The 18,766-nt window shown below is 68.4% G+C and carries 13 protein-coding genes and 2 pseudogenes; 10 read left to right on the forward strand and 5 right to left on the reverse strand.

The genetic code is table 11. The annotated features are described in order from the left end of the window. Nucleotides 1-63: 63 nt before the first annotated feature. Entirely contained in the window at nucleotides 64-450 is a 387-nt protein-coding gene (locus tag N4G47_RS11020; protein WP_475287110.1) for a DUF4440 domain-containing protein, read from the reverse strand. Next, entirely contained in the window at nucleotides 450-1,793 is a 1,344-nt protein-coding gene (locus tag N4G47_RS11025; protein WP_475289929.1) for an MFS transporter, read from the reverse strand. The genes N4G47_RS11020 and N4G47_RS11025 overlap by 1 nt, the downstream gene beginning before the upstream one ends. Before the next feature lie 119 nt (nucleotides 1,794-1,912). Between N4G47_RS11025 and N4G47_RS11030 the strand changes: the two genes are divergently transcribed. After that, entirely contained in the window at nucleotides 1,913-2,818 is a 906-nt protein-coding gene (locus N4G47_RS11030) for a LysR family transcriptional regulator (RefSeq protein ID WP_475287112.1), read from the forward strand. 108 nt (nucleotides 2,819-2,926) lie between these two features. On the opposite strand, the gene N4G47_RS11035 is transcribed toward N4G47_RS11030, so the two are convergent. Further along, complete coding sequence (locus N4G47_RS11035) at nucleotides 2,927-5,722, reverse strand: beta-glucosidase (protein WP_475287114.1); 2,796 nt, start codon at nucleotides 5,720-5,722, stop codon at nucleotides 2,927-2,929. A gap of 337 nt (nucleotides 5,723-6,059) precedes the next feature. On the opposite strand from N4G47_RS11035, the gene N4G47_RS11040 reads away from it, so the two are divergent. Continuing rightward, on the forward strand, nucleotides 6,060-6,494 hold the full coding sequence (locus N4G47_RS11040; protein ID WP_249843693.1) for a VOC family protein: 435 nt from the start codon (nucleotides 6,060-6,062) through the stop codon (nucleotides 6,492-6,494). Between the two features lie 268 nt (nucleotides 6,495-6,762). Then, complete coding sequence (locus N4G47_RS11045; RefSeq protein ID WP_475287116.1) at nucleotides 6,763-7,485, forward strand: helix-turn-helix domain-containing protein; 723 nt, start codon at nucleotides 6,763-6,765, stop codon at nucleotides 7,483-7,485. 9 nt (nucleotides 7,486-7,494) lie between these two features. Here N4G47_RS11045 and N4G47_RS11050 read toward each other — a convergent pair. Next, nucleotides 7,495-8,383, reverse strand: a pseudogene (locus N4G47_RS11050) (sterol desaturase family protein). Between the two features lie 130 nt (nucleotides 8,384-8,513). Here N4G47_RS11050 and N4G47_RS11055 point away from each other — a divergent pair. From N4G47_RS11055 to N4G47_RS11085, 7 genes and pseudogenes are all read left to right on the forward strand, one after another. Continuing rightward, nucleotides 8,514-9,464 carry a LysR family transcriptional regulator gene (locus tag N4G47_RS11055; protein ID WP_475287118.1) on the forward strand — a complete coding sequence of 317 codons (951 nt, stop codon included), beginning with the start codon at nucleotides 8,514-8,516 and terminating at the stop codon, nucleotides 9,462-9,464. A 127-nt stretch (nucleotides 9,465-9,591) separates the two neighbouring features. Further along, complete coding sequence (locus tag N4G47_RS11060; protein WP_475287120.1) at nucleotides 9,592-10,206, forward strand: DsbA family oxidoreductase; 615 nt, start codon at nucleotides 9,592-9,594, stop codon at nucleotides 10,204-10,206. Nucleotides 10,207-10,241: 35 nt separating this feature from the next. Continuing rightward, entirely contained in the window at nucleotides 10,242-11,249 is a 1,008-nt protein-coding gene (locus N4G47_RS11065) for a cyclase family protein (protein ID WP_475287121.1), read from the forward strand. A 219-nt stretch (nucleotides 11,250-11,468) separates the two neighbouring features. Continuing rightward, nucleotides 11,469-12,083 (forward strand): translesion DNA synthesis-associated protein ImuA, encoded by a 615-nt coding sequence (gene imuA, locus N4G47_RS11070; protein WP_475287123.1) that lies wholly within the window; start codon nucleotides 11,469-11,471, stop codon nucleotides 12,081-12,083. 9 nt (nucleotides 12,084-12,092) lie between these two features. Continuing rightward, nucleotides 12,093-13,501 (forward strand): annotated as a pseudogene (locus tag N4G47_RS11075) (Y-family DNA polymerase). Nucleotides 13,502-13,507: 6 nt separating this feature from the next. Beyond that, nucleotides 13,508-16,618: an error-prone DNA polymerase gene (locus N4G47_RS11080; protein WP_475287125.1), complete on the forward strand. Its 3,111-nt coding sequence runs from the start codon at nucleotides 13,508-13,510 to the stop codon at nucleotides 16,616-16,618. Between the two features lie 213 nt (nucleotides 16,619-16,831). After that, nucleotides 16,832-17,338 (forward strand): hypothetical protein, encoded by a 507-nt coding sequence (locus N4G47_RS11085; protein ID WP_107233190.1) that lies wholly within the window; start codon nucleotides 16,832-16,834, stop codon nucleotides 17,336-17,338. Nucleotides 17,339-17,436: 98 nt separating this feature from the next. On the opposite strand, the gene ptsJ is transcribed toward N4G47_RS11085, so the two are convergent. Next, nucleotides 17,437-18,723, reverse strand: coding sequence for a MocR-like B6 salvage transcription factor PtsJ (gene ptsJ, locus N4G47_RS11090; protein WP_475287128.1), 1,287 nt, complete (start codon nucleotides 18,721-18,723; stop codon nucleotides 17,437-17,439). Between the last annotated feature and the right edge of the window lie 43 nt (nucleotides 18,724-18,766).

Consider the following 18,766-nt stretch of genomic DNA (forward strand, 5'->3'; position numbering starts at 1 on the left):
GCTCGGCTGGGGCCACTGCAACCTCCCCGAAGAGCAGCCGAGCGTGGGCTCGGCTCTACAACATCAGGCCGCCATCACTTCATGCAGCGCCAGCCAGCACCAGCGCCCCTGTTCCTGGCGCAGCACCGCCAGCGACTCCCGCCATGCGGGGTTGCCGCCATCGATCGAATGGCCTTCGCGATAGCGCAGCACCGCCAGCGGCAGTGGCGCGTCCACGGCCTGCACGGCCTCGATGGCGATCTGCAACCCCGGTCGCGCGCCATGGGCGCCGGCGAACAATGCCTGCACCGCATCGCGGTCCAGCCGTCGCCCGGCGATACCGACCATGCTGAAGTCCGCACAGAAGTGCGTCATCAGATTCTCCAGCGCATCGGCGCTCATCTCGGCACGGAACCAGGCCTGCAGTTTGTCGTGCAGGTGGTGGATTTCATGTTCTGCGGTGGTATCCATCAGGTGTTCTCGGGTTGCGAAAGGGAAACAGAAGGCGAGCGGCGTAGCAGCGCCATCGGCAGCAGCGTCAATGCGGCGGCCAGACCCAGCGCCACGCGGGTGGCGCTTGCCGGCAACCACTGCATGGCCAGCGCCAGCAGCAGCGCGATGGCCGCAGTGCCGAGGCAGAAGCTGAGCTGGCGGTTGAGGTTCCACAACGCACTGGCGTCGCCCAGCGCCTCACCCTCGACACCCTGGAACGCCAGTGTCTGTGCGGTGCTGCTGCACAGGCTGCCGCCGGCGCCCATCAATGCGAACAACAGTGCAGCCAAGGCGAAGGCCGGCTGTGGCAGCAGCGCCATCAACAGCAGGCCGCTGGCCTGAAGCAGCATGCCGGCGCGCAGTACCGTGGCCGGGCCGAAGCGGGACAACAGGTGCTTGCTGGCCGTGATCGCGACGGCCGAGGCCAGCGCCCACGGCAGCATCAATGCGCCGATGCGTGCGGCACTGTAACCGGCCTGGTGCAGCTGCAGGGTGCTGGCCAGCTGGCTGCCGATGAACACGCCGGGCACTGCCAGATACACCAGCATCGCCAGCCGCAGGCCACGCTGGGACAACAGCGACCAGCGCAGCAATGGATGCACCTGCCGCCGTGCATGCCGCAGGTGAACCGCCGCCAGCAGCAGTGCGATCAGCAGCAGTACGGCACCGGCAGCCCGATGGTCACGCTCGCCCAACCAGGTGAGTGCCAGCAGCAACGCGCCCAGCGCCAGCATCGCGGTGGACAGCGCATAGGCCTGCAGGTGCGGCGCACTGCGCTCACCATCGGCCGGCATCCAGGCCAGCACCAGACCCATGGCCATCACCGCCAACGGCAGGCTGGCCCAGAGCACGCCACGCCAGGACAGCCACTGCACCAGCAGGCCACCCAGGGCCGGCGCCAGGGCCGGCACCAGCAGCGCCACCAGCAGGATGCGTCGGGTCAGCGCGCCACGTTGCTCGGGCGTGCAGTGTCGATAGGCGCTTGCCTGCGCAACCGGGATCAGCAGGCCACCGGCCAGCCCCTGCAGCAAGCGCCAACCCAGCAGCCAGCCGATACCCGGTGCGGCGCCCGCCAGCGCAGCGGCGCCCGCGAACAACAGCAAGGCCATCAGCAGCAGGCGCCGCTCGCCGCAGCGTGCGGCCAGCCAGGGCGCCAGTGGAATCACCACGCTCAGGCCGAGCATGTAGGCGGTGCCGACCCAGGCCAGGCTGCCGATGTCGGCGTGCAGTTCGGCGGCCAGCGCCGGATAGGCCACCGTGGCGATGAACATGTTGACCAGGTCCAGAGCAAACACCAGCAGGAAGATCGCCTCATGGCGCAGGCGGGGGACGGCATCGACGGCGCTCCAACAGGGAAGCGTCCAGCATGCCGGCCGGGCCTTGTTGGAAAAACACGACAGCAGCTGCAACACTGTCAAATAGTTTTTGACAGTGGATGATCATGGTCAGCCTCGATCGCTTCGATATCTTCCGTGCCGTGGTCGAGGCCGGCAGCTTGACCGCAGCCGCCGACCGCCTGGGCCTGAGCCGCGCGGTGGTCAGCTTCAACCTCAAGCGGCTGGAGCAGGAGCTGGGCGTGACCCTGCTGCTGCGCAGTACCCGCCACCTGGCGCTGACCGAGGCCGGCGAGCAGTTCCTGCAGCACTGTGTGCAGGCGTTGGACGCTGCACAGGCCGCCATCGATGCCGCGCGCCGCGACCAGCACCAGCTGCAGGGCGTGCTGCGCCTGACCACCACACCGGAGTACGCGCAGCTGCGCCTGATTCCGGCACTGGAGGCGTTTCGCATGCGCCATCCGGCATTGCAGCTGCACCTGTCGACCTCGCCGGCGCCGGCCGACCTGATTCCCGAGCGCTTCGACCTGGCGATCCGTCTCGGCCGCCTGCCCGACTCGGCGCTGCACGCCATCGAACTGGAAAGGCATCCGTTGTGTGCGGTGGCCGCGCCCGTGCTGCTGGCCCGGCTGCCCACCGCGGATGCGGCCGATGACCCGGTGCAGCTGGGCACCTTGCCCCGCCTGGGCTATCCGCGCCTGGCCGATGTGCCGGTGGTTGCCCCCGATGGCAGCGACGCGCTGTTCGCCACCAATCCGGGCAATGCAGTGGTGCGCGTGGATGGCGCCAGCAGCCTGCGTGCTTTCGCCGTGGCCGGTGCCGGCGTTACCGTGCTGCCGCGCTGGCTGATCGAGGACGACCTTGCCCTGGACCGGCTGCGTCCGGTGCTGCGCCATCATCGCTTCCCGCAGCAGAGCGTGTGCGCGGTCTATCCGCACAGCACGCAGCCCTCACCGAAGGTGCGGCAGCTGATTGATTTCCTGCGCGGGTGGTTCACCGGCACGCCCGGGTGATGACGGCGTCCGCCGGGCGCGGCCTTCTGTAGAGCCGGACCACGCCCGGCGAGCGCAGCGGTACCCCACAAACAAACACGGCCCCTTGCGGGGCCGTGTCTTCATGCATCAGCGCAGCACCTGCTCCACCAGCTGCACGTCCACCGTCTGCAACGGTTCGGCCGCATTGCGCGACAGCTGCACCTGATAGGTGCCGCCGTCGATCTTCCACTGGCGGGCCTGTGCATCGTAGTGCGCCAGGGTCTTCGGCTCGGCTTCGATGCGGATGCGGCGCTGTTCGCCCGGCTGCAGGCTCACCTTGTCATAGCCGATCAGGCGGATCGGCGTGGTGCTGCCGGCCGGCAGCTTCAGGTACAGCTGGGCCACGTCGGCACCGGCGCGCTTGCCGGTGTTGCGGATGTCGACGCTGGCCACCAGGCGCGAACCTTCCACGCTCACCTTCAGGTTTTCATAGGCGAACGAGGTGTAGGACAGGCCGTGACCGAACGCGAACGTCGGGGTCAGGCCCTTGGCCGCCATCCACTTGTAGCCGACGTTGGCGCCTTCGATATCGAAATCGAACACATCACCGAACGGCTTGGCCGGCTTGAAGCCAAGGCCGTCGATGTGCGGGCGCGGCAGCTGCGATTCGTCCGCCACCCAGGTCACCGGCAGGCGGCCGGACGGATTGACCTGGCCGGTCAGCAGCGCAGCAATGCCTTCACCACCGCGGATGCCCGGGTACCAGGCCTGCAGCATCGCCGGCACCTGCGCCAGCCACGGCGTGCGCACCGGGCCGTTGGTTTCCAGCACCAGCACGGTCTTCGGGTTGGCCTTGGCCACCGCCGAGATCAGCGCGTCCTGGTTGTCCGGCAGCTGCATGTCCGGCAGGTCCACCGATTCGGCCGCCCACTGGGTGGCGAACACGACGGCGACGTCGGCCTGCGCTGCGGCCTTGGCCGCCGCAGCGGCGTTGGTGCCGTCCACGTACTCGATGGTCGCGTCCGGGCGCGCCGCACGCAGCGATTCCAGCGGCGAGGACGGGTGGAAGATCACCGGGCCCGGCCAGGTGGTCGGCAGCACGCCCGGCACCGCATTGGTGCCCTTGGCGGTCACGCCCACCATCGACGAACCACCACCACCGATCACGCCCTTGTCGGCGTGGCCACCGATGATGACGATGCGCTTCACCGTGTCGGCCAGCGGCAACAGGTTGCCTTCATTGCGCAGCAGCACGCTGCCTTCTTCCACCGTGCGCTGGGCCACGGCAAAACCGGCCTCGGCATCGACCTTCTGGTGCTGCGGCGGGTTGTCGAAGTTGCCGTGCAGGAACATCGTGCGCAGGATGCGCGCCACCATGTCGTTCAGGCGCGCCTGCGGCACCACGCCACCGTGCACGGCCAGGCGCAGCGGCTCATCGAAGAACACTGCCGCATCGAACACTTCACCGGCCGACTGCTGGTCCAGGCCGGCCAGCGCCGCCTTCGAACCACTGTGCACGCCACCCCAGTCGGACATCACGAAACCGGGGAACTTCCATTCCTGCTTCAGCACCTGGTTCATCAGGTAGCCGTTCTCGCAGCCGTAGGTGCCGTTGATCTTGTTGTACGAGCACATCGCCACGCCCGGGCGGCCGGCTTCGAGCGCGATCTCGAAGGCCAGCAGATCCGACTCGTGCATGGCCTGTTCGCCGATGCGCACGTCGTGGAAGTTGCGACGGGTCTCCATGTCGTTCAGCGCGAAGTGCTTCATCGAGGAGATCACGTGCTGGCTCTGCACACCCTGGATCAACGCGCCCACCATCGAACCGGCCAGCAGCGGATCTTCACCGGCGTACTCGAAATTGCGGCCATTGCGCGGGTCACGCTGCAGGTTGACGCTGCCCGACAACAGGATGTTGAAGCGCTGCTGCCACGCCTCGCGGCCCATGGTCGCGCCACCGGCGAAGGCGACTTCGCGGTTCCAGCTGGAGGCGGTGGACGGTCCCGACGGCATGGCGGTTGCGAAGTCACCCGGACGGATGCCACCGGGATTGGTCACGCCGACACCGGCATCGGCCGACTGCTGCGACGGAATGCCCAGGCGCGCCACGCCCGGCACGAAGCCGGCCGAACCCACCGCGCCTTCCGGCAGCGGGCCACCGTCCTTGCCCAGCCCGAAGTAGCTGTGCAGCATCTGGAACTTCTCGTCCTCGGTCATCGCCTTCAGCAGCAGCGCGGCGCGCGCGTCGGCGTTGAGGGTGGTGTCCATCCACGGTGCGTCGCCGTGCCTGTCGGCAGCGTAGGCCAGGGTCAGCAGGGTGGCACGCAGGCTGCTGCCTTCCACCTTGAACGGTGCGCTGCTGGCGGCCTGGAAGCCATCACTGAAGTAGCTGGCATCGGCTTCCAGTGCCACCCGCGCCGGATCGAAGCCTGCGGCCTTGGCCGAGTCACCGGCCACCGCGCCGAGCAGCACCGCCGGTGCACCCAGCCGCGAACGGGTGACCAGCGCCGGCAGCTGCGCGGCACCTGCGCCGGCGTCGGTATAGACCGCGACGGTGTGGCGGCCATCGTCCAGGCGCAGATAGTTCAGGCCCGGCCGGTCGGGGCCGGATTCAGCGGCGATCGGCAGCCGCGTCAGCACGGCCTGGCCGCGCTGGGTCTGGCCATCGTCCTTGCCGGCGGTGATGAAGCGGTATTCATAGCCCAGGCCATCGGCCAGCACCTGCAGCGGATCGACCTGGCCGATGCCGCGCTGCACCTGGCGCACGCTCACCGCGTCCACCTTCAGGCGCTTCAGCTGCGCGGCCAGGGCCGGCATCGCCTCGGCGTTGGGCGCCTGTTCCAGGGTCAGCACGGTGAAGGCGGCGGGGTCGGCCCAGGCTGGAGCGGCCAGTGCGGCAGACAGGGCCAGGGACAGTGCAAGCGGCTTTGTAAACGTTTTCATCGGCAGGCGTAATTCCGTTGCCAAGGCAATCGGTCCAGGGAAAGTGCCGCCGAAGGGTGCAGCGTTCATGCCGCGCAGGGGTTGCCAGGCAACGTCCCGCAGGCCGAAGGGCGGGCCGGTCTGCGCGCGGGACCCTCCTCCCGGCGTGACAACCTGCCTGCCCGGGCCGCGCAGGGCGACCCAATCATGTGAAGATTGTGCGAGGGCGTTCACACCTGTCAACAGGACCTAAGTCACAGGGGCAACCGGGCCGGTGGTTATCAGGCCATCACCGGCGGTCATCAGCAGGCCTCGCAGGGCTGCTGATAATGGAGATCCCTGGCCACGAACCGAGCCCATGACCGTCCACCGCGACTTCGACCATCTCTGGCGCGACCGCTGCGATACGTCCAGCCAGCGCGCGCCACGCGTGCTGATCCGGGTGTTCGTGGCCCCCGGTGAGCTGGAACGCAGCGTGGCCTTCTACGAGCAGTTGCAGGGCGTGGTCGCCGACGCTGGATTCCCGTTTCCCGACGCCGGGCTGCGCCTGGCGATGGTCGGTGCGTTCCTGCTGATCGAAGGCAGCGCGGCGGCGCTGGCACCGTTCACCTCGACCACCGGCACACTGCTGGTCGACGATGTTCGGCCCTATCACGACAAGCTGGTCGCGGCCGGCGCCGAAATCATCTTCCCGCTGCAGGTGGTGCCGACCGGCGCGGCGTTCAACGCCGTGCACCCTGATGGCACGGTGGTCGAGTACGTGCATCACCGGCCGGATCCGCACGGGCGGTGAGGTGACGGCCGGGCTGCGCCCGGCACCCGCAGAGGCAACGGCCAAAGCAACAGCAGAAGCAAAAGCTGGGCTCCTGTGGGTAGGCGGGGCGGGTCCGGTTGCGGGGGACGCCGTAAATCCATCCATGGAGGCTCGGTCGCGCCATCCATGGCGCTCACGCCCCCGCAACCGGACCCACCCCGCCTTCGACAATTCCCCGCACGGCCTGCTGTAGAGCCGAGCCCATGCTCGGCTGCTCTTCGTTCAACTCTCGGAATATTCGATTTCGATGGAGATTCATCCACGCAAGGCGTGGATCTACAATCCCACCATGTCCTCCCCCGCCCTGCCCTGGAATGGCACGCTGCTGCTGGGTGCCCACGTGGCCGTGTTGCAGGGTCATGCCGGCGGCAGCGCTGCACATGCGCACTATGCCCATCAACTGCTGTTGAGTGAGGAGACTCCCTGGCAGGTCGAAATCGACGGCATGCGTCAGCAGGGCCAGCGGCTGTGGCTGCCCTCGTTCCAGCCGCACGCAATCGTGTCGGCGCCGCAAACGGGTTGCACGGTGTTCCTCGAACCGGCGCATGCCGACCTTGAACAGATCCAGCAGCATCTGCACACGCTGCCCGGTACTGCGGCGCAACTGCACGACTGGTTGCCGCAACTGAGCCGCGCACAGCCACTCGACCGCCGCGTGCAGGCGGCGCTGGCCCGCATCGGCCAGCACCTGCCTGGCCCGGTGCCGGCCGCCGATATCGCCGAAGCGGCGCATCTGTCGACCAGCCAGCTGCACCGGCGTTTCCAGTCCGACCTGGCGGTGACCCTGCGTGGTTGGGTGCTGTGGCAGCGCCTGCGCACCGCGCTGGCACATCACCTGCGCGGGCACAGCCTCACCGACAGCGCGCATGCCGCCGGCTTCGCCGACCTGGCCCATCTGTCGCGCAGCCTGCGCCGCATGTTCGGCATCGGTGCGGCACAGCTGCAAGGCCTGCAGCTGCACGCGGCCTGACACGCTCGATCACTCCCGCCTGCGCAGGCCTTCGGGTAGTTCCGGCACGTCACAATGCGGCAGCTCGCGGAACGGCGCCAGCAGCTGCCCCGGATAATCGCGCGGGTAGTCCGGCTGGCTGCCGATGCCGAGGTCCTGCTGCCGCAGCCGATAGCCCGGTGCATCGAAAGCGGTCCCCAGCAGATGATCCCAGAGGGTCAGGAACAGGCCGAAATTGACATCGCCAGCAGTGCCGTAGCGCATGTGGTGGAAGCGATGCAGTGGCGCCCACGCCATCACCCGGCCCAGCACGCCGGGGCGCATGTCCACGTTGGAATGCTGCAGCAACAGCTGGATGGCGATGGCAAACGCCAGCACTGCCGCCACCGGCATCGGCAGGCCCAGCACCAGCAATGGCAGCACGCCCCCACCGCCTCGGCCGCCTGATGCAGCGGGTGCTTCATCAGGCCGTTGAAGCCGTACATGCGGGTGACGCTGTGATGCACGGCATGCAGCCGCCACAACCAGCCGATGCGATGGCTGGCGTAGTGCACCAGGGTGATGCCGAGGTCTGCCGCCACGATGGCCAGCAGCACCTGCACGGCAAACGGCCACTGTACCGGCCAAAGCTGCCACGGAATGATCGCCGCCAGCAACGGCACCGCGGCGATCGACAACAGGTTCAGCCCTTCATTGACCAGTGCGTGCAGGGTATCGCGCACGCTGTCGCCATGATCGTGGTTGAACGCCGGATCATACGGCCAGGCCCGTTCGGCGCCGAATGAGAGCGCGATGGCCAGCGCCAGCAGGGCCAGCAGCCATAGTGGGTCACCGTGGCAGCGCCCCACCCAGACGATGGCGGCAGAGACGAATCCAAGCAGGAACAGGGGGCATACAGGCGGAGCATCCAGTGCTTCATGGGCAACCCGGAAAGTGAGGGGCCTGCATGCTGGCGTGGCGTGTGGGTTGCTGGCTTGAACAAACGGCGCAATCCGTGCGCCGCGGGTGGAGGCCGAGCCTGGTCGGCACCGTGTTTCCTGCATCCACGCATGGCGTGGATCTACAATGAAGCCCTCATCGCGCCCGGGACCGGCATGGACTCCTTCAACCTGATGCGCGCCTTCCGCCGCATCGTCGAACGTGGCGGACTCGCCCGCGCTGCCGAAGATCTTGGCCTTTCGCCAGCCGGGCTGAGCAAGCAGCTGCGTACGCTGGAAAGCCACCTGGGTGTGGTGCTGCTGCAGCGGACCACGCGGCGCATGAGCCTGACCGAAACCGGCCACGCCTATTACCGCGAATGCTGCCGCCTGCTCGACGAGCTGGACGCGCTGGAGCGCGGCATCGCCGAACAGCGTGGCGAGGTGGGCGGACGCCTGCGGGTGAACGCGCCGCAGTCGTTCGCGCTGAGCACGTTGTCGCCGCTGCTGCCGCGCTTCCTGCAGCAGCATCCGCAGCTGTCACTGGATCTGCTGATGGAAGACCGGTTGATCGATGCCGTCGGTGAAGGCTTCGATGTCTCCCTGCGCATCCGTGCCGAACTGGACGATTCGCGGCTGGTGGCACGCCGCCTGGCCTCGCTGCAGCAGGTGTTGTGCGCGGCCCCGTCCTACCTGCAGCAGCATCCGGCACCGCAGGTGGTGGACGATCTGCAGGCGCACAGCGTACTGGCCTACAGCCTGTCCGACTCGCCCGGCAGCTGGCCGCTGCTCGGCCCGGATGGCCAGGTGACCATCACCCTGCCGGCGCGCGTCACCGTCAACAACAGCCTGCTGCTGCGCGACCTGCTGGTGGCCGGCATGGGCATCGGCGCCCTGCCCTCGTTCCTGGCCGCTCCGGCACTGGCAAGCGGCGCCCTGCAGCAGGTGCTGCCCGACCATCGCTATCCGCCACGCTTCGTACATGCGGTCTACCCCACCTCGCGCCACCTGCAGCCCAAGGTGCGCGCCTTCATCGACTTCCTGCACGCCGAGCTGCCCGGCTGCGCCGGCCTGGATTCGTAACTCCCAGCGAAAACTGAGCTGCCCGTGGCGTGCTGTTTCGGCCACGCCGCACTGCCTACTCTGCCGCCTCCTCCTTCACCGATGGCAGGCAGATGTCTTCCGCTCCTTCCCCGCCACCGCAGCGCCGGTGGTCGATTTCTTCCACGACGTGGTCTGCGGCTGGTGCTTCGTGCTGGCTCCGCGCCTGCAGCAGGTCTCGGCCGAACTCGGCATCCAGGTGCGCCACCGCAGCTTCGTGCTGCAGGACTCGCGCGCCCGGATGATCGAGGTGTTCGGCTCGATGGCCCGTGCCAAGGCGACCATCCTGCGCCACTGGACCGACTGCGCCGCGCATGAAGACACCGCACGCATCGATATCGAAGGCATGCGCGCACAGGACTTCGAGTATCCCTCCGGCTGGCTGGGCGCACTGGCCTGCCAGGCCGCCGGGCTGATCGGCGGCAACGATGCCCATGGCGCGATGTTCGACGCGGTGCAGTGGGCGCACCTGCACCAGCACCGCAACATCGGCGATGCCGATGTGCTGCTGGACATCGCCGAATCGCTGGGCCATCGGCGCGGCACCTTCGCCGATGCGATGCGCAGCGACGCCGTACGGCAGCGCGTGCAGACCGATCGTGCCGAAGCCGCGGCCCTCGGCATCCATTCCATTCCCACCGTGATCGGCGGCAACGGCCTGCGCCTGCAGACCCTGCCGTTGCCACACCTGCGCCAGGCCCTGGCGCACCTGGTCGCGGCCTGAGCCGCACTGTCCCCCACCCCACAAGGAGATTCCCCATGACCCCACGTACCCTGGCCACCGCACTGGCCCTGCTGCTGGCCGGCACCGCTGCTTCCACCACGGTGTCCGCGCACGAACGCGTTCCCTCCGGCCAGCAGGTCGGCACCAGCCCCTGGGGGCCGAAGGACGAGATCGGCCGCCTCAACCTGATCACCGACGCCTCGCGCGCGGCGATCCTGTCGCGGGTCAGCGGCGGCAAGGCCTATGACCTGGCCACCGAGTACTACGTCGGCATGCCCAGCTGGCAGGACGCTGGCGACCCGCACTACCAGTTCTGGATGACCCACACCCCGCGCGGCACGGTGATGGATGATCCGATGGGCGTGGGCCAGACCATGAACCTCACCCGCAGCTACACCGGCACCGCGTTTTCGATGTACAGCCACACCGGTACCCACATCGATGCGTTGAACCACTTCGGCATCCACGGAAAGATCTGGAATGGCTTCGAGGCCGACAAGCATCTGGGCGACCGTGGCTGGAATGTCACCGGCATCGAGAAATTCCCGCCGCTGATCGCCCGTGGCGTGCTGATCGACGTGGCCGGCGCCAAGGGCGTGGACATGCTGCCGGACAGCTACCGCGTCACCCGCCAGGACCTGAAGGATGCACTGGCACGGCAGAAGGTGGCGCTGCAGCAGGGTGACGTGGTGCTGATCCGCACCGGCCGCATGCGCCTGTTCGAGCAGCCGAAGGCCTACATGGCCAACCCGCCGGGCATGGGCCTGGACGCGGCGCGCTTCCTGGTCGAAGACAGTGGCGCGATGATCGTCGGCGCCGACAACCTCAGCTTCGAGACCTTCCCGTCGGAGGTGTCCGATGATTATGTGCCGCTGCACACCTACCTGTTGGCCCAGCAGGGTGCGCCGATCATCGAACTGGTGGCACTGGACGAACTGGCCCGCGACAAGGTCTACGAGTTCGCCTTCATCGGCGGCCCGTTGAAGATCCGCGGCGGCGATGCCGCACCGTTGCGACCGGTGGCGTTGCCGGTGCGCCCGTAACCGGGGCCTGTGGGTGCCGACCCTGGTCGGCACTCCTTTACCCCTTCAGCAACCTGAAACCCACCCCGCCGATTTCATTAGTAATTCTACTTACAACGCGAGTAGCATGTCCGGTCTCAGCCCCTGATACGCGCCTGTCGATACTCGCTCCATGCCCGCCGTTTCCGCCCATCTCTGCCGCTTCCAGCCTGCCCGGCGCCTCCCCTGGAGGACCGGCTGATGGGCGCCGTCGTCGCCCTCGACCGGCTGCTGGATGGCCGCCAGCTGTGGCGTGGCCCGGCCCGCTACGGGCCGGCCAGCGACCATCTGGCCAGCGGCCACCCGGCCCTGGACGCCCGCCTGCCCGGTGGCGGCTGGCCGGCCAGCGGGCTGTGCGAGGTGCTGCAGGCCGCGCCCGGCGTGGGCGAACTGGCCCTGGTCTGGCCGGCGCTGGCAAAGCTGAGCCAACGCGACCGCCCGATCGTGCTGATCGCCCCGCCCTATCGCCCGCATGCGCCGGCCTGGGCCGCCGCCGGGTTGGAGCTGGCCCAGCTGCAGATCATCCAGGCCACACCGAAGCAGGCGCTGTGGGCGGCCGAACAATGCCTGCGCTCTGCCGCCTGTGCGGCGGTGCTGTGCTGGCCGCAGCAGGCCGACGACCGCGCCCTGCGCCGCCTGCAGGTGGCCGCCGACAGCGGCCAGTGCCTGGGCTTCGTGTTCCGCGAAGCACGTGCGGCACGCAACCCCTCCCCGGCCAGCCTGCGCCTGCAGCTCGAGCATGGCCAGGTGCGGGTGCTGAAGTGCCGCGGCGGGTTGCCGCCGGCACAGCCACTGCCGCTGGCCATCGCGCACTGAGGCCGCGCCATGCACTGGGCCTGCCTGTTGTTGCCGCAGCTGGCGCTGGACAGCGTGCTGCGCCTGCAGCCGGACCCGCAGCGGCCGCTGGTGCTGCTGCAGGGGCCGGCACAGCGCCGCGTGCTGCGCGCGGTCAGCCCGGCCGCGCGCGCGGTGGGCCTGCGCCCGGGCATGCTGCTGTCGGCCGCGCAGGTGCTGGTGCAGGACCTGCATCTGCACGATTACGACCCCAACGCCGAACAGCACACCCGGCAGCTGCTGGCCAGCTGGGCCTACGCTTACAGCTCGCAGGTCAGCCTCGATTTCCCGCATGCGCTGGTACTGGAGATCGGTGCCAGCCGCGCCCTGTTCGGTGACTGGCCCGCCATCGAACAGCGCCTGCGCAACGAACTGCATGAACTCGGCTTCCGCCATCGCCTGGTGGCCGCGCCCAACCCGCATGCCGCACGCGTGCTGGCCAATGTGCATGACGGCCTTGGCATCGATGCACAGCAGCTGCCGGCGGTGCTGGCACAACTGCCGCTGCCACGCTGCGGCCTGCCCGGCGATGCGGTGACCGTGCTCGGCCGCTCCGGTTTGCGCACGCTGGGGGCGGTGCTCGACCTGCCACGCGACAGCCTGGCCCGGCGTTTCACCCCGAGGTACTGCAGCAGCTGGACGCATTGCGGGGCCTGCCCACCGCGCCACTGCGCTACTACCAGCCACCGGACCGTTTCGATGCACGCATCGAATTCGAATACGAGATCGAATCCAGCCAGGCCCTGCTGTTCCCGCTGCGCCGCCTGCTGCTGGACCTGGCCGCCTTCCTGTGCTCGCGCGATGGCGGCGTGCAACGCTTCGACCTGCATTTCGAGCACGACCTGCTGCCGGCCAGTGTGCTGACCATCGGCCTGCTGGCACCCGAGCGCGATGCCGCGCTGCTGTTCGAGATCGCGCGCAACCGCATGGAAGCCTTCGCCCTGCCCGCCGGCAGCCGCGCGCTGCGCCTGCAGGCCGAGCAGTTGCCGCCCTTCGTACCGGCCGCGCGCGATCTGTTCGATACCCGGCCCGCGCAGGCGATGCCCTGGAACCAGCTGCGCGAACGCCTGCGCGCACGGCTGGGCGATGATGCGGTGCAGCCGCTGGCGGTACAGGCCGACCATCGCCCCGAACGCGCCAGTGGCACCCAGCCACCGGTCAAGCCGCCCGCGTGTTGGCCGCTGCGCCCCGGTTGGCTGCTGGAGACGCCGCAGCCGCTGCGCGACCCACGCCTGCGCATCGTCGCCGGGCCGGAGCGGATCGAATCGGGCTGGTGGGACCAGGCCGATGCACGGCGCGACTATTACGTGGTGGAAACCGCGCATGGCCAGCGCGGCTGGGCGTTCCGCATGCGTAACGATCCACACGCACCGTGGATGCTGCACGGCTGGTTCGGCTGAGCCGCGATGCACAGCGGACTGCCCGGCTACGCCGAACTGCATTGCCTGTCGGCCTTCAGTTTCCAGCGTGGTGCCTCGATCGCCGAAGAACTGTTCGCGCGCGCCGCTGGCCAGGGTTACCGCGCATTGGCGATCACCGACGAGTGCTCGCTGGCCGGCATCGTGCGCGCCTGGCAGGCAGCGAAGACGCATGGCGTAGCACTGATCGTCGGTGCCGAATTCCAGGTCGAGGACGGGCCGAAGCTGGCCCTGCTGTGCACCGACCAGGCGGCCTACACCGGGCTGTGCCAGTTGATCACCACCTGCCGGCGACGCGCGGCCAAGGGCGAGTACCGCTGCCTGCGTGAGGATCTGCTCGGCCTGCCCGACGGCCTGCTGTGCCTGTGGCTGGACCGGCAACCGGCCGCCACCGACCTGGAACTGCTGCGCGCCGGCTTCGATGACCGGCTGTGGCTGGCGGTGGAGCTGCACCACGAACACGACGATGCACGCCGCCTGCAGCAGCTGCAGGCGTTCGGTGAACGCCATCGCCTGCCGCTGGTGGCCTGTGGTGATGTGCACATGCATGTGCGTCGCCGCCGCGCCCTGCAGGACACCCTGACCGCCATTCGCCACCGGTGCAGCGTGGCCGAAGCCGGCTGGCGCCTGTTCCCCAACGGCGAGCGCCACCTGCGTCCACGCACAGCACTGGCCCAGCTGTACCCACCCGAACTGCTGGCCGAGACCCTGCGCATCGCCGAGCGGTGCCACTTCACGCTGGAGCAGCTGCAGTACACCTATCCGCGCGAGCTGGTGCCCGAAGGGCATGATCCGGACAGCTGGCTGCGCGTGCTGGTCGAGCGTGGCATCCCGTGGCGCTGGAAAGACGGCATAAAACCGGCACAACGCACGCAGATCGAGCACGAACTGGCGTTGATCAAGCAGAAGAACTACGCCTCGTACTTCCTCACCGTGCAGGACATCGTGCGTTTCGCGCGCAGCCAGGACATCCTCTGCCAGGGCCGCGGTTCGGCGGCCAACTCGGCGGTGTGCTTCGTGCTGGGCGTGACCGAGATCGACCCGGCGCGCAGCAACCTGCTGTTCGAGCGTTTCATCTCCGCCGAGCGCGACGAGCCGCCGGATATCGACATCGATTTCGAGCACGAGCGCCGCGAGGAAGTGCTGCAGTACGTGTTCAACCGCTATGGCCGTGAACGCGCCGCATTGACCGCGGTGGCGATCAGCTACCGTGGCCGCAGCGCGATCCGCGACGTGGCCCGTGCGCTCGGCCTGCCGATGGACCAGGTCAACGAACTGGGCGCAGCGATGGACCACTGGGGTGGCCATGTGCCGCTGCCGGAGACCCTGCGCGAGCGCGGTTTCGATCCGGACACACCGCTGATGCGGCGGCTGCTGGCACTGACTGCCGAACTGATCGACTTCCCGCGCCACTTGTCACAGCATCCGGGCGGTTTCGTGATTTCCGAGCATCCGCTGTCGACCCTGGTGCCGGTGGAGAACGCGGCGATGGCCGACCGCACCGTCATCCAGTGGGACAAGGATGACCTGGATGCCACCGGCCTGATGAAGGTCGACTGCCTGGCGCTGGGCATGCTCACCGCCATCCGCAAATGCCTGGCGATGCTGCAGCAGCACGGCCTGCACAGCGGGCGCATGGATGCCATCCCGGACGAGGACACCCCGACCTACGACATGATCAGTGCCGCCGACACCATCGGCGTGTTCCAGATCGAGTCGCGCGCACAGATGGCGATGCTGCCACGCATGCAGCCGCGCAATTTCTACGACCTGGTGATCGAAGTGGCGATCGTGCGCCCCGGCCCGATCCAGGGTGACATGGTGCACCCCTACCTGGAACGACGCCGGCTGCTGCGTGAACAGGGCCCGCAGGCGCTGGACAACCTGGAGGAACCCTTGTATCCGCCGCAGCTGGAACGCGTGTTCGCGCGTACCCTGGGCGTGCCACTGTTCCAGGAACAGGTGATGCAGCTGGCGGTGGATGCGGCCAGCTACACCCCCGGCGAAGCCGACGCGCTGCGCCGTTCGATGGCGGCGTGGAAGCGCCGTGGCGGGCTGGAACCGCATCGCGAGAAGTTGCTGGCCGGCATGTTGAGCAACGGCTTCAGCCGCGAGTACGGCGAACACCTGTTCGAACAGATCAAGGGCTTCGGCGATTACGGCTTCCCGGAAAGCCACGCCGCCAGTTTTGCCCTGCTCACCTATGCCAGCTGCTGGCTGAAGTGCCACCATCCCGCCGCGTTCACCGCCAGCCTGATCAACAGCCAGCCGCTGGGGTTCTACAGCCCCGATCAGCTGCTGCAGGACGCGCGCCGGCACGGCATCGGCGTGCTGCCGGTGGACGTGCGCCACAGCAACTGGGACTGCACGCTGGATTTCAGCAAGGGGCCAGCGGCGATCCGGCTCGGCCTGCGCCTGATCGACGGCTGCAGCGAACCGGCCGTGCAGGCCATCGTGCGCGAGCGTGCGCGGCGTCCGTTCGACGATGTCGGCGACCTGTGCCAGCGCACCGCACTGGACCGCCGCCAGCAGGGACTGCTGGCCGATGCAGGTGCGTTGCGTGGGCTCAGCGGCCATCGCCATCGTGCGCGTTGGGATATCTCCGGCGTGGAAAACCGGTTGCCCTTGTTCGATCAGGCGCGTGCCACGGCCGAGGCCCGCGTGCCGTTGCCGCTGCCCAGCGCCTGGGAAGACATGCAGGCCGACTACCGCAGCACCGGCACCACGCTGGGTCGCCATCCGATCTCGTTCCTGCGTGCGCAGTTGCGCAGCCGTGGCTGCCTGGATGCCGCGCAGCTGGCCGGGCACGGCCACGGCCGCCGCGTACGCATTGCCGGCCTGGTGCGCATGCGCCAGCGCCCGCAGACCGCCAGCGGCGTCACCTTCCTCACCCTTGAGGACGAGACCGGCATGGTCAACGCCGTGGTCTGGCGGCACCTGGCCGATCGCCAGCACCGGGTGCTGGTCGACACCCAGCTGATGCAGATCGACGGCCGCCTGGAGCGTGTTGATGGCGTGCAGCATGTCATCGTGCAGCGCATGCACTGCCTGGATGAACTGCTGCAGGGCCTGCGCAGCCACAGCCGCGATTTCCACTGATCCCGGGAATGACGGCGTAACGGCTACTGGGTGATGGCTACTGGGTAGAGTCGACTGTCAGTCGACTTGCGCGCGTCAGCGCGGGAATTTCCGCGACCTGATCGAACAGCAGTCGACCAGCAGTCGACTTTACCCAGTCGACGCTACCCGGCCGGCTCTACCCATCCCCTTTTGCATCCGCTATCGTCGGCACATCCAAGGAAGGACGACCCGATGCCCCGTGCGCTGCTGCTGACCACCCTGGGGGTCTCGACCCTTGCCCTGCTCGTATCCGGCTGGACCGCTTGGAACCTGCACCGCAGCCAATCACCACAGCGCATCATCGAGGCACGCGGCCTGGTCATCCACGATGGCAACGGCCAACCGCGCGTGATCCTCGGTGCACCGGTTCCCGATCCGCTCAGCCAGGGGCGCCCACAAGGGCCGCGCGCCACGGCGCTTTCCGGGCTGATCCTGCTCGGCCCGGATGGCTCCGAGCGCGGTGGCTACGGCACCAGCGACCGCGGCGGCGAAGCCGTGCTGACCTTGGACGATGCCAGCGGCACCACCGAAGTCTTCAAGGTCGTCGCCAATCCGGACCGGGGCGCCAGCCTGATGGTCAAGCACCAGAACAACACCGGCGCCATGCTCACCTCATGGCAGGGCAAGCCGGAGCTGATGTTCGTCGATGACAGCGGCCAGTCCTACTACGTCCGCCCCGGTGCCAACGCCGCGCCCTGATCACCGCACGCCGTAGCGTCGAGCTTGCTCGACTGCCGGTCATGTAGAGTCGAGCTTGCTCGACTGTTGTTGGCACGAGCAGTCGAGCAAGCTCGACTCTACAGTCCAAACACCGCGGCGAGGTCATCGGCCAGCTGCCGTTGCTGCACCGTCCCCAGCGCCGCGCAGGTGATGCGCAGGCCATGCCCCGGTGCTGCCACTGCAAACACTTCGCCCGCGCGCACATGCCATCCACGCGAGGCCAATGCCAGCACCTGTGGATGGCTGTCGCCCTGCAGCGGCAGCCACAGGTTCAATCCTTCCATCGGCTGCGGCGTCGGTACGCCACGTGCCCGCAGCAGCTCCTGCAGCGACTGCAACCGCTGCTGGTAGCGCTCACCCGCCGACGCGATCTTTGCCCGCTGCTGCGGCGATTCCAGCACCGATGTCGCCGCGTCCTGCAGCAGATGACTGACCCAGCCGGTACCGGATGCCAACCGCAACCGCAACCGCATCGCGGTCTCGTCATCACAGGCCAGCCAGGCCAGCCGCAGGTCCGGGCCCAGTGGTTTGGACAGCGAGCGCAGCAATGCCCAACGGCGGCCATCCAGCGGCAGCACCGAGTGATAGGCCTGCTGCGAGAGCAGCGCGTAATGATCGTCGATCAACACAGCCACCTGCGGGTAGGCCGTCAGCAACTGGCGCAGCGCCCGCGCCCGTCTCGCATCCAGGCTGGCCCCGGTCGGATTGTGCGCACGCGGGGTCAGCAGCACCGCACGCGCGCCGGCCTCCAGTGCCTGACGCAGCGATTCGACCTGCATGCCATTGGCATCCACTGCCACCGGCAATGGTGCATGGCCGGTGGCATTGAACACGTTGAGGCTGCCGAGGAAGCAGGGATCCTCCACCGCGATCCGGTCGCCCGGCAGCAGCCACGCCGCCAGCAGGCGCTCGATGCCATCGACCGCACCATGGGTCAGTTCCAGCGCATAGCCGCCCGGGCAGTCCGCATCCAGCGAGGCCCGCGCCAACGACTGCAGCCGTGGGTCGACCGTACCCACGCCATACAGCCGCGGCGCAGCCGGAGCCAGCCGCAGGGGCGGCAGCAGGCGTGGATCCGGATTGCCACCGGCCAGGTCATGCAAGGCCAATCCCGGTGGGGTGCCCTCGCGCGCCATCGTCGGCGGCAGGCCACGCACCACCGTGCCGCGGCGGCCACCGGTGCTGGCCAGGCCGGCCGCGTCCAGCCGCTTGTAGGCGGCGGCCACGGTGTTGCGGTTCACCCCCAGCTGTTCGGCCAGCTCGCGCACCGGTGGCAGCACGCTGCCCGCTGGCAACCGGCCCTTGCCGATGCCATCGCGGATGCTGTCGAAGATCGACTCGGCGCTATGCCCGGTGATTTTCATTTTGTCCTATGCCAAAATAATTCTTGTCCTGTGCCAGTGTATC

The organism is Stenotrophomonas sp. GSD10, assembly GCF_056172695.1.